Annotated in this window: 13 protein-coding genes and 1 tRNA gene; 8 read left to right on the forward strand and 6 right to left on the reverse strand. The window is 41.0% G+C overall.

Features of this window, described 5'->3' with window-relative positions:
- Positions 1-50: 50 nt before the first annotated feature.
- From infB to J7338_RS15305, 4 genes are all read right to left on the reverse strand, one after another.
- Positions 51-2708: a translation initiation factor IF-2 gene (gene infB, locus J7338_RS15290; protein ID WP_210797856.1), complete on the reverse strand. Its 2658-nt coding sequence runs from the start codon at positions 2706-2708 to the stop codon at positions 51-53.
- A 25-nt stretch (positions 2709-2733) separates the two neighbouring features.
- Positions 2734-4233, reverse strand: coding sequence for a transcription termination factor NusA (gene nusA, locus J7338_RS15295; RefSeq protein WP_210797857.1), 1500 nt, complete (start codon positions 4231-4233; stop codon positions 2734-2736).
- Positions 4234-4271: 38 nt separating this feature from the next.
- On the reverse strand, positions 4272-4727 hold the full coding sequence (gene rimP, locus J7338_RS15300) for a ribosome maturation factor RimP (protein ID WP_210797858.1): 456 nt from the start codon (positions 4725-4727) through the stop codon (positions 4272-4274).
- Positions 4728-5044: 317 nt separating this feature from the next.
- A tRNA-Met gene (locus J7338_RS15305) sits at positions 5045-5121 on the reverse strand.
- Between the two features lie 483 nt (positions 5122-5604).
- Here J7338_RS15305 and J7338_RS15310 point away from each other — a divergent pair.
- Positions 5605-6069: a globin family protein gene (locus J7338_RS15310; protein ID WP_210797859.1), complete on the forward strand. Its 465-nt coding sequence runs from the start codon at positions 5605-5607 to the stop codon at positions 6067-6069.
- 23 nt (positions 6070-6092) lie between these two features.
- On the opposite strand, the gene J7338_RS15315 is transcribed toward J7338_RS15310, so the two are convergent.
- The gene (locus J7338_RS15315) at positions 6093-6905 is read right to left on the reverse strand and encodes a hypothetical protein (protein ID WP_210797860.1); all 813 of its coding nucleotides are present in this window, start codon (positions 6903-6905) and stop codon (positions 6093-6095) included.
- A 441-nt stretch (positions 6906-7346) separates the two neighbouring features.
- On the opposite strand from J7338_RS15315, the gene J7338_RS15320 reads away from it, so the two are divergent.
- From J7338_RS15320 to J7338_RS15330, 3 genes are read left to right on the forward strand one after another with little or no spacing between them, the layout of a single operon-like run.
- Complete coding sequence (locus J7338_RS15320; protein WP_210797861.1) at positions 7347-8360, forward strand: phospholipase; 1014 nt, start codon at positions 7347-7349, stop codon at positions 8358-8360.
- Complete coding sequence (locus J7338_RS15325) at positions 8357-9550, forward strand: peptidyl-prolyl cis-trans isomerase (RefSeq protein ID WP_210797862.1); 1194 nt, start codon at positions 8357-8359, stop codon at positions 9548-9550. The genes J7338_RS15320 and J7338_RS15325 overlap by 4 nt, the downstream gene beginning before the upstream one ends.
- Positions 9547-10089, forward strand: coding sequence for a hypothetical protein (locus tag J7338_RS15330; protein WP_210797863.1), 543 nt, complete (start codon positions 9547-9549; stop codon positions 10087-10089). The genes J7338_RS15325 and J7338_RS15330 overlap by 4 nt, the downstream gene beginning before the upstream one ends.
- A gap of 139 nt (positions 10090-10228) precedes the next feature.
- On the opposite strand, the gene J7338_RS15335 is transcribed toward J7338_RS15330, so the two are convergent.
- Positions 10229-10675 (reverse strand): Hsp20 family protein, encoded by a 447-nt coding sequence (locus J7338_RS15335; RefSeq protein WP_210797864.1) that lies wholly within the window; start codon positions 10673-10675, stop codon positions 10229-10231.
- Between the two features lie 286 nt (positions 10676-10961).
- On the opposite strand from J7338_RS15335, the gene J7338_RS15340 reads away from it, so the two are divergent.
- The 4 genes from J7338_RS15340 to J7338_RS15355 all read left to right on the forward strand — a co-directional run bounded on the left by J7338_RS15340 (position 10962) and on the right by J7338_RS15355 (position 16042).
- Positions 10962-11459 carry a TlpA family protein disulfide reductase gene (locus J7338_RS15340; RefSeq protein ID WP_210797865.1) on the forward strand — a complete coding sequence of 166 codons (498 nt, stop codon included), beginning with the start codon at positions 10962-10964 and terminating at the stop codon, positions 11457-11459.
- A gap of 113 nt (positions 11460-11572) precedes the next feature.
- Positions 11573-13651, forward strand: a complete 2079-nt coding sequence (locus J7338_RS15345; RefSeq protein WP_210797866.1) for a TonB-dependent receptor plug domain-containing protein — start codon at positions 11573-11575, stop codon at positions 13649-13651.
- A gap of 140 nt (positions 13652-13791) precedes the next feature.
- Positions 13792-14055: a GrxA family glutaredoxin gene (locus tag J7338_RS15350; protein WP_149983014.1), complete on the forward strand. Its 264-nt coding sequence runs from the start codon at positions 13792-13794 to the stop codon at positions 14053-14055.
- Between the two features lie 160 nt (positions 14056-14215).
- A complete protein-coding gene (locus J7338_RS15355) occupies positions 14216-16042 on the forward strand; it encodes a DEAD/DEAH box helicase (RefSeq protein WP_210797867.1) in 1827 nt (608 codons plus the stop codon).
- Positions 16043-16162: the final 120 nt, after the last annotated feature.

The raw sequence follows: 16162 nt of genomic DNA on the forward strand, positions 1-16162 counted from the left end.
ATACACAAATGGGGGCTGAGCCCCCATTTATCATCTTAGTTTACGAACAATTAAAGTGTACGTTGTACTTCAACTGTTTCGAATACTTCGATTTGGTCACCAACGCGAACGTCGTTATAGTTCTTAACGCCGATACCACATTCCATGCCGTTACGAACATCAGCAACGTCGTCTTTAAAGCGACGAAGTGACTCAAGTTCACCTTCATAGATAACCACGTTATCACGAAGTACACGAATTGGTGCGCTACGTTTAACAACACCTTCAGTAACCATACAACCAGCGATAGCGCCAATCTTAGGTGACTTGAACACGTCACGCACTTCAGCAAGACCAATGATCTCTTGTTTAAACTCAGGTGCTAACATACCTGACATAGCTTGTTTAACTTCGTCAATCAAGCTGTAGATAACGCTGTAATAACGTAAATCTAAGTTTTCAGACTCAATTACTTTACGCGCTGAAGCATCAGCACGAACGTTAAAGCCAACGACGATTGCATTAGAGGCTGCTGCAAGTGTTGCATCAGTTTCTGTGATACCACCTACGCCAGAACCAACAATCTTCACTTTAACTTCATCAGTAGAAAGTTTAGTCAATGAATCAGAGATTGCTTCGATTGAGCCTTGAACGTCTGCTTTAAGTACCACGTTAACTTCTGATACATCGCCATCAGTCATGTTAGTAAACATGTTTTCAAGCTTCGCTTTTTGTTGACGCGCTAGTTTAACATCGCGGAACTTACCTTGACGATAAAGAGCAACCTCACGGGCTTTACGCTCGTCTTTAACAACGGTTGCTTCATCACCTGCCGCTGGAATACCAGACAGGCCTAAAATTTCAACCGGAATTGAAGGGCCAGCAGACTTGATGTCTTTACCGTTTTCATCGCGCATTGCACGAACACGGCCATACTCAAGACCACATAATACGATGTCACCCTGGTTAAGCGTACCTGATTGCACAAGTACAGACGCTACTGGGCCACGGCCTTTATCAAGACGCGACTCAATAACAACACCTGCCGCCATACCCACACTTGGTGCAGTTAGCTCTAAAAGCTCAGCTTGCATTAATACCGCTTCTAACAGCTCATCAATACCTAAACCAGTTTTAGCAGAAATATGCACATACTGTGTATCACCACCCCACTCTTCTGGAATTACGTCTAGTTGAGCAAGTTCGTTCTTAACGCGATCTGGGTCTACGCCTTCTTTATCCATTTTATTAACAGCGATGATTAAAGGAACGCCAGCTGCACGCGCATGCTGTACCGCTTCTTTAGTTTGTGGCATTACACCATCATCTGCTGCAACCACTAAGATTACGATATCGGTCGCTTTCGCACCACGAGCACGCATTGATGTAAACGCCGCGTGACCAGGCGTATCTAAGAACGTGATCATGTTGCCATTAACATCAACATGATAAGCACCAATGTGCTGAGTAATACCACCGGCTTCACCAGAGGCTACTTTTGCAGAACGAATGTAATCAAGTGTTGACGTTTTACCATGGTCAACGTGACCCATTACAGTTACTACTGGCGCACGAGGCTCAGATTTACCATCTTCATGACGGTCATTTAGTACTGTTTGCTCTAATTCGTTTTCTTTAACAATGATAACTTTGTGACCCATTTCTTCTGCAACTAGCTGTGCAGCTTCTTGGTCGATCACTTGGTTAATGGTAACCATGTCACCCATTTTCATCATTGTTTTTACAACTTCAGCGCCCTTAACGGCCATGCGTGATGCAAGCTCAGCAACTGTAATTGTTTCGCTAATACGCACTTCGTTTTTCACGTCAACCGTTGGCTTTTGGAAGCCATGTTGTAATGAAGCTGGTGCTTTTAGCTTGCTTTTCTTGCCTCTCGAAGGAACAAATTTATCCTTCGCTGGGGCTTTTTTCTTTTTCTTCGCACGGCGTGTGCCTTGCTCATCACGCGCATCAGCAACATCTTCTGCTTCACGTGCGTAAGTAGAAGTCGTAAGGTGGTGATCAGCGGTTTCTTCACGCTTCTTACGTTCTTCTTCTTCTTTCTTCCAGCGAGCTGAATTTTCTTCTGCTAGCTTTCTTGCCTCTTCTGCTTGACGTTTCGCTTCTTCTTCAGCTTTCTTCAATGCGGCCTCTTCTGCTTCTTTTTGCAGACGCTCAGCTTCAACGCGATCTTTTTCAGACTTAGCGGTTTGTTCTGGGGTCATCTGCTTTTGTTTTGCTACACGTTCAGCATCTGCTTTACGTTTAGCTTCTTCTTTCACTTTACGATCAGCCTCTTCTTTGGCTTTACGCTCTGCGTCTTGTTTTGCTTTAAGCTCAGCGGCTTCTTTTGCAGCTTGTTGCTCAAGTTCACGACGAGCGGCTTCTTCTGCTGCTATACGTGCTTGCTCTTGTTCTTGCTCCACAGCGCTTTTCTTCACGTAAGTACGTGTTTTACGTACTTCAACTTGTACTGACTTTGCTTGACCTGTAGAACCCGTTACACTTAGTGTACTTTTGCTCTTACGTTGCAATGTCATACGCGCTGGGCCATCTGAGCCTGTGCCACCGTGTTGCTTGCTTAAGTGATCAAGTAACGTTGCTTTTTCAGCTTCAGTTACATTATCACCTGCTTGCTTAGTAATACCGGCTTGCGATAATTGTTGAAGCAATTTATCAACAGTTGTACCGATATCCCCGGCTAGTTTTTCAACATTTACTTCTGCCATAGTCTCTAATACCTCCGTTAATAAATTACTCGTCTGCGAACCAACAAATGTTACGCGCAGCCATAATTAGCTTACCAGCTTCTTCAGGGGAAACTTCTGTGATATCGACTAATTCATCAATACCTTGTTCAGCTAAATCTTCAAGCGTTACAACCCCTTTGCTTGCCATAACAAACGCAAGGTGACGCTCTAACCCTTCTAGTGCTAATAAGTCTTCAGCAGGCTCTACACCATCAAGGCTTTCTTCTGTTTTAAGTGCTTTCGTCGTTAATGCATCTTTTGCACGTGAGCGTAACAAATCAACAGTATCTTCATCTAAGCCATCAATTTCTAAAAACTCAGACGCAGGCACATAGGCAACTTCTTCAAGGGTTGAGAAACCTTCGTTGATAAGCAATGTTGCAAAGTCTTCATCGATGTCTAAGCTTTCTGTGAATAAGTTAATTAACTTATCAGATTCCACTTCGTTCTTAGTGCGCATCTCTTCCACAGTCATTACGTTCAATTCCCAACCAGTTAACTGGCTAGCAAGACGTACGTTTTGACCATTACGGCCAATGGCTTGTGCTAGGTTATCGGCTTCAACAGCGATATCCATTGAATGCGTGTCTTCATCCATTACGATTGACGCAACTTCAGCCGGTGACATTGCATTAATAACAAATTGTGCTGGGTTGTCATCGTAAAGTACGATATCAACACGCTCGCCACCTAATTCGGTAGATACAGCTTGCACACGTGCACCACGCATACCAACACAGGCACCAATTGGGTCAATACGTTTGTCATTAGATTTAACTGCGATTTTTGCACGCGAGCCAGGATCACGTGCCGCTGCACGTAATTCAATCATCTCTTCGCCAATTTCTGGCACCTCAATGCGGAATAATTCCATCAGCATTTCAGGCTTAGAACGCGTTACAAACAATTGCGCGCCACGCGCATCTGGTTTTACTTCATAAAGTAAGCCACGAATACGATCGCCTGGACGGAAGTTTTCACGTGGTAGCATGTCATCACGGTAAATGACCGCTTCAGCATTGTTACCTAAATCAAGGACAATTGCATCACGCGTTGCTTTTTTAACAACACCTGTTACCAGCTCGCCTTGTTGATCTTTATACGCTTCAACAACTAATGCACGCTCAGCTTCACGTACTTTTTGTACGATTACTTGCTTGGCCATTTGCGTCGTAATACGGTCAAATTTAATTGACTCGATTTGCTCTTCGATGAAATCACCAATCTTAAGATCTGGGTCATCAACTTGCGCTGCTTCTAATGTAATTTCGCTGTATGGGTGCTCTAGTGAACCATCTTCAAGTACAGCAGCAATCTGCCAACGACGGTAAGTGTCGTAGTCACCTGTTTTACGGTCAATTGCAACACGTACTTCAATTTCACCAGTGTGTTTTTTCTTAGTCGCTGTCGCCAATGCGAACTCTAACGCTTCGAAAATCTTTTCTTTTGGAACCGCTTTCTCATTGGAAACGGCTTCAGCAACCAATAATATCTCTTTTGCCATGGGTTATGCCTCGCTTGCCCTATTCCTTCGCACTCGAATTAAAACTTTGCGATGATGTTCGCACGTTCAATATTACTAAGCATAATTAACTGCTCAGTACCGTCATATGAAAGTGTGATCATATCACTGCTAACTGCTACTAGATCGCCTTTAAAATTACGACGACCGTCTTGTGGAAGTTTAGTACGCACGCGTACTTCCTCTCCTTGTGCCTTCTCGTAGTGATCTTGTTTGAATAATAAACGATCAACACCAGGAGACGATACTTCCAAATCATATTCATTTGTAATAGGGTCTTCGACATCTAAAATTGCGCTTATTTGACGACTTGCATCAGCACAGTTATCAACCGAGATCCCCGCTTCGTGATCGATATAGACCCTAAGCGTAGAATGGCGACCCGCTTGCACAAACTCTAGACCATGTAATTCAAAGCCTAACATTTCAACTGACGGTGAAAGCATGGTTAATAAATCTTGCTCAAGTTTTGTCACGAAAATTCTCCATACAAACAAAAAAAGGGCTTATAGCCCTAAAATACTTAGCTTATTCCTTGAGTTAAAATCAAGTGGTGCAGATACAACAACGCCCCGAACCAAGCGGGGCGTCACACCTAAAGCATAAAACTGTGTGGCCATGGGCCAAGCTTGGCTGCGGATAGCTTACACCATCTAAAAACCCAAAGGCTTAAACGCAAAACGCGCATTACATAGAATGCGCGACTTCAAATCGGTAACTAAAATCGCTACTCAAAAGTATGGCTTCAAGAAATGAGGAACATTAATTTAATTAATGAGTTATCTCAAAAACTTGGTTGCGGGAGCCGGATTTGAACCGACGACCTTCGGGTTATGAGCCCGACGAGCTACCAGGCTGCTCCATCCCGCGCCAACTGGTATCAAAATAATCTGATACCTGCCTAGCTAATAAAGCAAGCTAGACAATGGCGGCTATTATAAAGAGGCTTGGCGTAATTAGCAACCAAAAACTGGTAAATAATGACTAGATAATAATGTACAAAATTATAGCTCAGAACAATTCGCTATAACCGTATCGCTAGAACTCATTTAAAAAAGCCAACATAATATTGCTAAACTTTTCTTAAACCAATTTGTATCACAAACACTCGACCGCGTGTTTAACATCATGCCTGACAGTCCGCAGCAATGACATATTAAAAGACTGCGAGTGCAATACTGAAACGAGTAATGGCACTAGCCTTATTAACACCAATCAGATAAACAGTTATTGGCATTAAGATAGCGTTATTGCGTGATTTTCATTGTTTTACTCACCTTTTCCAGCACAGCGTCTATACTAAGTAGTTAATGGCAATCTGCGTACTTTAAGGCTATTTAAAGAGGGCTTATTATGAGTATTTCTGCCCATCATCAAAAAATATTATTGCGCAGTATCGCAATAATAAAACCCAATTTTCATTGTTTTACAGTTACTTTTCATGTCCAATTAAAACGTCATGCACTAACGATGCAATGCCCTAGCAATGAGGAAATAAGTGAAAAAAGTTATTTATTGTATTGCTCATTGGAACGTACTATTAGCCACTTAGATCGCTTAATGTCTGTATTACCTTTTATTCATTATCATGCCAACAACCTCAGCAAATCTGGCCTTACTTGTCAGGACGTTGATTTATTGTGCGATGCTTTTATAGCAGCACTAAAAATTCATTTGGGCCGAGAATTTACGCCGAACTTAGAATACGCTTGGTTTTACGCTGTCAGAATGTTTAACAGTATTGTGAAAAACTATTTATTTAATTCCAATAACATTGTTGCAATTAACAAGGCTGCACAGCAGCAAATGAGTTCATAACGAATAGCCTACATGCATTATTCTTATTGTATACTGGCTAACTCTTTTAGAAGACGATCTATTTGGCGCTGTTCAACATCGATTAAAATTGCATACTTCGATGTTAATGCACTCATTTTCCTAGATAATGAGTTATCAAAAGTTGCATCAGTTAAGTTCTTCGGTTGTTCTTTCGCCTGAACTTCAAGAGTCGCTATTTGGCGATCCATTTGAGTTTGGTAAGTGTCTATTTTGGATTGTCGCTGTTCAACATCTCGTTTAATTTCTTGTGCCCTAATAAACGAATCAATATCTTTACTCTGGGTTGATTGTTGGTCAATTTCAGACGTGTTTATCGAAGCAGGTAGTGCTTGTTTTTCTTTTAAGAGTCGGTCAATATCCCGCTGTTCCCGTGCAATTAAAACGTTATATCGCTCTGAAATACTCGTCATTTGATTAGCTATGGCTGTTTCTTTTTTTGCACCTGATAAATTATTTAACTGCGCATCTGATTGCTCACTTAAGGCGGCAATTTGTTGATTCATTTTCTCGCTTAAGGTATCAATTTTAGCTTGATGCTGTTGAATATCAGCATCAATTTGCCGAGTTCGAATATAACTATCGACGCCCGAAGTATCAATATTTTCATTTGCAACAACCTGATTAGATAAACTCGGGGTTTGCTCTTTTACAGAGATCAGTTTCGCATCATCACCACATGGAAATTGACTAAACTCCACGACGCCTTTTTTTTCACACTGATAGACTGTGGCATGCAAATAACCCACATGACAAAGTGCAATGAGGCAAGGTAAAACAATTTTAAATTTGCGAATAGTATACTGATATTGAGCCATAAGCCGACATTCCTTTGTTTATATAGTTAACCTACACAGGTTTCTAATACTTATATACCACTACTTTAAGTATTAATAAATGCGATCTAACCGACAAAGGCCATTGAATAGATAGAAATGCCTAACACCCGTGGTATGAGTCAATTTGCAGATGACGGCCTAATCGCCACACACCGTATGCAGCAAGCGGTAACTCCATAAATAAAATGAGTGATTACTGCACCAGCTGCCACTAAAGCGTAAAGCAAAAAACAAGATACATCACACCTGCATGCTATTTTAAATCAAGCGCAATGGCGCCTAAATAACCTAGAAAAACTTTTACACCAAAGTATCATAACAGGTAACTTTGTTAATTAAATGTTTAATTGATTTGTCATTATAGTGTAACTACCCTACTTTTTAATATTAGAAATTACTCCACAACACTATGAGAAAACGATGAAAAAACAATTTTTAGCTGCATTATTACTGATCAGTACAAACCAAGCACAGGCATTTAGCCAAGAAACACATAAACGTATTGTCATCGATGCCGTGAACTATATGCAACAACACCCAAGCAGCACACAATTTTCGGCATTAAGCCAATACGCGCAGCAAAATAATATGACGGTAACACAGTTAGCCGAAGTACTAGGCCAAGCAGCCTATGATGTGGATGACTTTGAAGATACCTTCTTTTGTGGTGCTGTAACGGGGTCATGTGTCCAAGCACCAATATGGGGAGCAGCAGAGAGTATTGTAAAATACACCAGCTATTGGCATTTCCAAAACCATACCCAAGGAGCTGATCAACACGGTAACGACTTTGGTGGCTACAATTACCAAAAACTGACGGTATGGGGCACCGTTGATAACTTGGCTTCAACCTGGTTAAAAGGTGACTACCTTGATGACGGTCAAGGCGGTGAAACAGGCTGGTTCAATGCAGATTCATCAAAGTACAACAGCTATGGTATTACTGAAGCTAATTACCGAATTGACAGCCAATCAAATTACAACATGTACGATGACTTTGAAGAAATGCCTTTTCAGCCAATTGATAATTTAGGTCAATATTGGTATCAAAGCTATTTGCAAAGTGGCAACCCACAAGTGTTAGGTTTTGTTTTCCATACAACTGACTTACTACAGCCACACCACACTTGGACCACATCTGATCTCAATCATTCCAGCTGGGAAAGCTGGGTAAAAGACTACTATGATCAGGAACAACTCAATGACTCTGCCCTTATTACACAAGCCATGCAAACATTTTCAGCACTGGATATAAACAGCCAAGACGTACGCCCTTTACTGACACAAGGTGGCGCTTTTTCTTATGCTCAAGGCGGTATTGTGCTTAATTCAGAAGACCATTACGACCGTTTAAATACGGCAAAACAAGTGATCCCACATGCGATTGCCATGGTTGTACACCTACTTAATCATGCTATGGTTGTGCGCCAATGAAAGCGTTGAGCAGATGTATTTTATTATTGTTAGGACTGCTTTATAGCAGCCTAGCAATAGCATCATTTAACCAATATAACGATGCCGAAGTGCGTTTAATGCAGCAAGTTTATCAACAACACAATGCCAATATTAGTCGCAAAGACGTTCGTAAGCATATGTTTGAAAATCAATTTTTATTATATCAAGCAGAACAACATATGCCTGAGCTGAATAAACGTCAATCTACAGTTGGCTTTAGTACGCAGTACCATGTTGAGCGTTATTTGATGAACATATTTGACACACAACTCAATTTATCAACACCCTATGTTAAAGCCGCTAATCTCACGCAATATAATGCACAGTGGTTGCTGCAAGTATTGCCTAGCTACCCTGCTAATGGCCAATACAACACTGAACAAATCAATAAAATGCAGCGTATTGATCTCAGTGGGCTCTTTACAACCAGCGTCAACCTTTATGAGTTTATTGCCCCTTTATCTATGCAAGTACGCTTTCGACTGCATCAAGGTGAAAGTGACTTATTTAAAACTGAAGTGATAAAAAAGCAACAATTTGATGCTGCGCTTTTAAAAGCAACGCCATTACTTTTAAAGCAAGGGATCGATATCGCGCACTTAGAAGAGCTGGCAAAAGGCGATATTTTACGGCCTTCGATTCAAAGTTGGCTGGGCATTAAAAAGATGATGCACGGACAAAGCCCAATACTCGATACTCTTGAACAACAAGTATCCGATAAAGAAATAAAAACTTATTATCAGACAAATAAAGCGCGTTTTAAATACCTTAGTGAGGTAACAGCTTACGGCGCTGCATTTACTAAGCGAGAGCAAGCAGTTCGCTTTAGAAATAAAGCACAAGCAAGCTCTGTTACAGATGCATTATATATCTCACAGCAAAACGACATTTATGCTCAGTATCACAATAAACTAACCCGCAAAAATAAAAATAATTGGGCTGTGCAACTGGCTTTTACGCTAAAAGCAGGAGAGTTATCCACGGTGATGCGCTCACCTGAAGGTCTATGGGTCGTCATCATTAGTAATAACCATCAGTATAACTACTTTAGCGCTACTGACGAAACAGTTCGCTATCAAGCTAAAAAAGCCATCGCAATACAAAAAGCGCAGCAACGCTATCAGCAAAACTGGCTGGCTTGGCAACAACAAAATGCAGTAAAATTATGAATAAAAAAGCTATCTACATAATTACAGGCGTCGCTTGTTTAGGTTTTTTAGCAATAAATTTAACAGCAGAGCGAAAACGTGAAATAACTCCCATCCGCGCTGCTGATGATTTAACACCGGTAACGCCCGCAACACAAATAAAGAGTGCGCCTACACCGATAGCTATTAGCCCTAATATGAATGCTAAGGCGACGATTGATAGTCACACCTCATTAATAAATACTGAAGCCAGTCAACAGCTGCCGCCTATTACTACACCGAGTTACTTGCCTGTCATCGCAAAAAATCCAATCAGTGCGAGTCAGTTTCAAGGCGACTTAACCGATCATCAAGCTTACCTCGATTTTCATAAACAGCAGCAAACTCAGCTTGAGCAACGCTTTGTAATAGCTGCTCAACAAAAAATAACTAACCTTGAAAGCTTGCTCGAAAAAGGCCGTCAAAAAGGCCTCCCTCAACAGCAGCTGCAAGTTGCTATCGATAAAATTACCGCCTTAAATGACATGCAAGCCAAATTAAAAAGTAAAGATACTAACTGAACACAGCATCATTAATCATCTGCGACTAATGATGCGCTAAGCGGAGCGAAGTTTAAGCAAAGCTAAAAAAGCCGCCTCAACTGAGGCGGCTACTAAAAATAACAAGTAAATTAGGGGAAAAATAATGTCAAAGGGTTAGTTATTTACCTTCAAGCAAGTTACCACTGCCAATTTCAATTTTACGTGGTTTAAGTGCTTCAGGGATCTCACGTTGCAAGTCGATACTAAGTAGCCCATTGGCTAAATCAGCGCCGAGTACTTTAACGTGGTCACCTAGCTGGAATTTGCGTTCAAAGTTGCGCTCAGCAATGCCTTGATGAATAAATTTTCGCTCTGCGCTGTCATCTTTATTTGCTTTTATGCCAGCAACTTTTAAGGTGTTATTTTCTGACTCTATCGTCAGCTCATTATCACTAAAACCGGCAACAGCCATAGTGATACGATATTTGTCTTCATCGAGTGCTTCGATGTTATACGGAGGAAAACTTGGCTGCTTGTCAGTGCGAGCGGCCGCATCCATTAAAGATGCTAAATGATCGAAGCCAATGAATGAACGATAAAGTGGTGATAAATCTACTGTACGCATAATAATATCCTCATATTTAAGCGATATTTTGCATGTGCTTTTCGGTTGAACAAGCGCAGGCAAAGTTTAATTAATAATATAAATTTCAATTACTTCTACTTAGTTGGGACCCATCAGGCGTCCTCACTAAACTATATATGGACGGCAAAATTGTTTTCAAGATTATTTTTGAAAAAAGTTTTATTTTTTTCAAAATCTCTTTTTGCCTACTCAATAAAATGAGGACTCAAAGTTTGCTTTTCAAGCCTTTAAATAGTAAGAAAGGGAATTAGCTTTAGAGGTAGATATGAAAAAAGTAACGAGTTTTCTGCTCAATATAATTATATTAGTTGTGGTGTTTTTTGTAGTAACTACATATCAGCAACGCAATTTACTCAGCTCAGATAGCAGCCCTGCCCCGTATTTTAATTTACCTCTGCTCAATGACAGCGAACAACGTATTGATATTGCGATGCTCAAAGGTAACACCACCGTGGTTTATTTTTTTGCGCCATGGTGCACAATTTGTCGTTACAGTATGCCAAACCTAGAAGCGGCATTGGTTGATTCTAATATCAACGCCATTGGCATCGCGCTTGATTATAAAAATGAACAAGAAGTTGCGCAATTTGTTAGTGAACTTAAGCTAACAATACCCATTTTACTGGGCAATAAAAACACCCAGAGCAATTATAAAATCAGCGCCTTTCCTACTTACTATGTAATTGATCAACAACTGCGAATAACCGCACGCTCAATGGGCTATTCTAGCCAATTAGGTATTACCATCAGAGCCCAAAACTAAATGTAACAGCTTGTAACACCTCCCTACATTTTCGTACAGTTTACTACGTATTTTTATATCTTTTCTCATTATTATAGGTAGCTGTTACATTTACTTATAACTATGGAAGAAACATGTTAGTCACCTGCTTGTCATCATTTTATCGTTTAACGCCACTGGCGTTGTGTTTGCCATTTTTAACACACGCCAAGGTTAATGCTAATGAAGAAACAATTGAACGTCTTGAAACTGTTTATAAACGCAGTAGTATTACCAGTGAAATAACCGAAAATACTGAAAAACTGATCACTATGCCCGGTGCTATGGGCGACCCGCTGCGGGCCGTTTTTGCACTACCAGGCGTTGTCGCCGCTGGCGGCGCAATGAGTGAACCTGCGGTACGCGGCTCATCACCCGATGATAATTTATTTGAAGTGGATTTTATGCCTGCTGGCTACATTTTTCATGATTTCGGCAGCTCTATTTTTAACAAGTACATTATTCAAGATTTTCAACTTTACTCAGCTGGTTATGGCACCAGTTACAGCAACGCCACCGGTGCCGTATTTGACGTAACACTACGTAACCCTAAATATCAGCCAATTACCACCACACTTGATCTTACAATGTTTAATGCCGGTGTCTTTGTTGAAGGGCAACTCACGCAGAACACCGCGTTTTATTTATCAGCACGTAAAAGTACATTACCGCTGTTTTTCTCCAAAGGTGAAGAGCTTGAAAACGACGATGGGCAACTCAGTGGTGTCACTCTCAACAACCCGCCAGATGATCATGATTACCAAGGAAAATGGATCTGGGATATAAACAATCAAAACGCCCTGACCGTGTCATTTACAGGCGCTAAAGACTCGGTTGCAGCAGGCTTTAATCAACGCGCTGAACTTTCACTAAAAAATCCTGAGTATCAAGGCGATGCTGATTTTATTCGTGAATTTACCAGCCAAAGTATTTTATGGGATCACTTTAATAAAAACTTTCATTTTCGCTTAGGCGTTGGTGCACTCGAACATTCAGGTCGATTGGAATACGCTAAACGTGCCACACTAAGTGATGGCTATTTTGATGAAGAACAACAAAAGCAACTCACTTATAAAGGACGATTCAATTGGCGCGTTACTAAAGCCCAGCAGCTGGTGTTTGATGCCGCCTACTTTGATAACGACACAACCTACAGTTACGATGGTTTTCAATATCTTTGTACCGAACTCGATCCTGATTGCGATCTAAACAAAGGTGAGCGAATAACTGGCAAAGATAAGCTAGCGCTTGATAAGTACTTTATTGGTGTTAGCCATATTTGGGATATTAACGAACAATGGCAAAGCGAAGTCGGCGTGCAATATCAAAGCAATGATTACACTGACGAAGACTTTGTGATGCCGCGCTTTGCGCTTAGCTATTTTATTAATGATAGCAATAGTATCAATGCTAAATACGGGCATTATAATCGCATGCAAGATATTGCCACTATATTGCCTGAACACGGCAACCCAAATTTACGTTCGCAAACCTCAAAGCACAGCAGTTTAGGTTTTGCACAAGAACTTACCGATGAGTGGACATGGTCTATTGAAGGCTATTACAAAACCATGGACGATTTACCATTGGCATTAAACAATTATTCAGATGCTGCAATGCGTTACAGTAATGATGTAACTGGGCGAGCTTACGGTGTTGATCTATTAATAAACAAAAATAAAACTGATAAATGGTACGGCTGGCTCGCAGTTAGTTATGCCAAAAGTGAACGTACAGACCAACGTCAAAACATTACCCGCGATTATTACGCTGATACCCCTTTAGTTGTCAACATGGTGTTTAATTACCAAATTAGTGAAAAATGGCAAGGCGGCTTTAACTTTACTGCCCGCAGTGGCCAAACTTACACCCCGATTGTAGGTGTAAAAGAAAACCCTGAGTTTGAAGGACGTTTTTTACCACAATATGGAGATCCATTTTCTGAGCGTTTCGATGTTTATCATCGCCTTGATCTTCGTTTTGAACGTCAAACCGACTTTTGGGGCTTAGACGGTGTGTTAATTTTAGAATTAATGAACGCCTACGGCCAAGCAAACACCAGTAGCATTGATTTAGATTATCAAAAAGTAACCTCGATTAATCATTTAATTATCAAAGAAAACGAGGATGATTTTGAAATGCGCCCTTCAATTGGCTTTAGTGTTACGTTTTAATTAGCCACCTTACATACACCTTTAATGCTGATTAAAGGTGTATGTAATCATTAAAATAGAATTCATCAATCGTTTTTTTACGCTGTTTTTATCATTTTAATTCGCTACTATTGAGTACACACTAAATCGAGGAGAGCGATATGTTAACTGTAATTTTTGGCCGTGAAGGCTGCCCTTATTGCGTACGTGCAAAAGATGTTGCTGAAAAACTAGCAAATGAACGTGATGATTTTAAATACCGCTATGTTGATATTATCAAAGAGGGCGTGAGCAAAGCCGACTTAGAACAATCCGCAGGAAAACCTTGCCCAACCGTGCCACAAATCTTTATTGACCAAGCACACATCGGTGGTTTTACTGAATTTGAAGCTTACGCTAAAGAAAATCTTGGACTTTATCAATAAGTTCTGTATAAAATTTGTTAATCAATTTGATTTACTCACAATTGAATTGATTAAATTATGACCAACATCAACTACATACAAATTAGTTTCAATTTATACAAGCATTTGCCTCGTAAATCCTATACAATGCGCGCCTCTTTAAATTCGTTGAGGCGTATTAATGTCAGAACCAGTCACGTTTGAATCTCTAAATCTTTCTCCTGCAATTTTGAAGGCAGTTGAAGAGTTGGGTTACAAGACACCATCTGAAATCCAAGCTCAATGTATACCGTTATTGCTAGAAAGAAAGGACGTACTGGGACTAGCTCAAACGGGTACAGGTAAAACCGCAGCATTTGCACTGCCATTACTTAATAATATTGACCCGTCTGTGAAGCAGCCACAGATCCTTGTTCTCACACCAACCCGTGAGCTTGCGATCCAAGTAGCTGAGGCATTCGAACAATATGCTAAACACACTCGTGGTGTTGAAGTGTTGGCACTTTATGGTGGCCAGAGCTACAGCATCCAATTAAGTGCACTTCGTCGTGGCGCACAAATTATTGTCGCGACTCCTGGTCGCTTAATCGATCACATAAACCGCGGCACTATCAAGTTTGATGCGTTACAAGCGCTTGTACTTGATGAAGCCGATGAAATGTTACGTATGGGCTTTATCGATGATGTTGAAAACATCATGGAAAAAACACCGCGTGAAAAGCAAACATGTCTTTTCTCTGCGACTATGCCTAAGCAAATTCAAAACATCAGCAGCAAATATATGAATAGCCCTGAGCAAGTTCATATCTCTGCGCGTAACTCAACTGTATCATCTGTTGAACAAGTATTTTGGAATGCCAGCGTACACAAAAATAAAGCGATTGTTCGTTTCTTAGAAGCGGAACAATACGAAGGTGCTATTGTTTTCGTACGTACACGTAACGATACAGTACAACTTGCTGAGTTATTAGAGCGCGAAGGTTTCTCTGCAGCTCCACTTAACGGTGACATGAACCAGCAAGCACGTGAACGCACTGTTGATCGCTTAAAAAGCGGCATGCTGAACATTGTTATCGCAACAGACGTTGCGGCACGTGGTCTAGATGTTGACCGTTTAAGCCTTGTTATCAACTACGATATTCCGCAAGACTCTGAAGCCTACGTTCACCGTATCGGCCGTACAGGTCGTGCTGGTCGCACTGGTAAAGCGATTCTTTTCGTAAAACATAACGAACGTTATTTACTTAAAAATATCATTCGTCATACGAATTCAGATATTGCACAAGTTGAATTACCAACGGCTAAAATTGTTGAAGAAAAACGTATCGCAGCGTTACAAGCCAAGCTTACTATCGCGCTTGAAAACAAAGATATCACCTTCTTTAATGAAGTTGCTGCTAACATGGCGCAAAAGCTTGAACTTGCTCCTGAAGACCTAGCTGGTGCGTTACTGTGTTTAGCACAGCAACAATCACCAATTAAGGTTGAAGAAGTTAAAATTCAGCAACGTGAGCGTAGCGAACGCAATGACCGTAACCCACGTAATGATCGTGGTGACCGTGGTCGTCGTAACGAGCGCAGCGAACGCCCTGCTCGTGACCGTGATGCAAAACCTCGTGAGCGTAACAGCCGCGATGCAGGTCCTATGGATACATACCGTATCGAAGTAGGTCGTGAACATGGTGTTCAGGTTAAGAACATTGTTGGTGCAATTGCTAACGAAGCTGATATCTCAAGCAAGTTTATCGGTGACATTCGTCTTCACGACAGTCACAGCACGGTACAATTACCGCAAAACATGCCTAAAGATGTATTAGATCATTTCCAAAAAGTGTTTATATGTAAACGCCCAATGGGTATGACACTAACACAAGCTGAAGCGGCTTCTGAGCGCCCAGAGCGCAGTGAACGCCCAGCTGGTGACCGAAAGCGTAATGATGGCCCACGCGGCGATAAGCGTAGCGGTCCTCGTAAAGAACGTCGCCCAGTAAGCTTCACAGCTAAGTAAGCAACGACTCTTTAATAAAAAAACCTTGCCACGAAAGTGACAAGGTTTTTTTGTGTTTGGAATTTGAAGGTAATAGGTTCAAGGTGAAAGGCTTGAGCAGCTAGGCGTTAAATTTTTAAC

Origin of the sequence: Pseudoalteromonas ostreae, assembly GCF_018069805.1 — a bacterium.
GTDB lineage: Bacteria > Pseudomonadota > Gammaproteobacteria > Enterobacterales > Alteromonadaceae > Pseudoalteromonas > Pseudoalteromonas ostreae.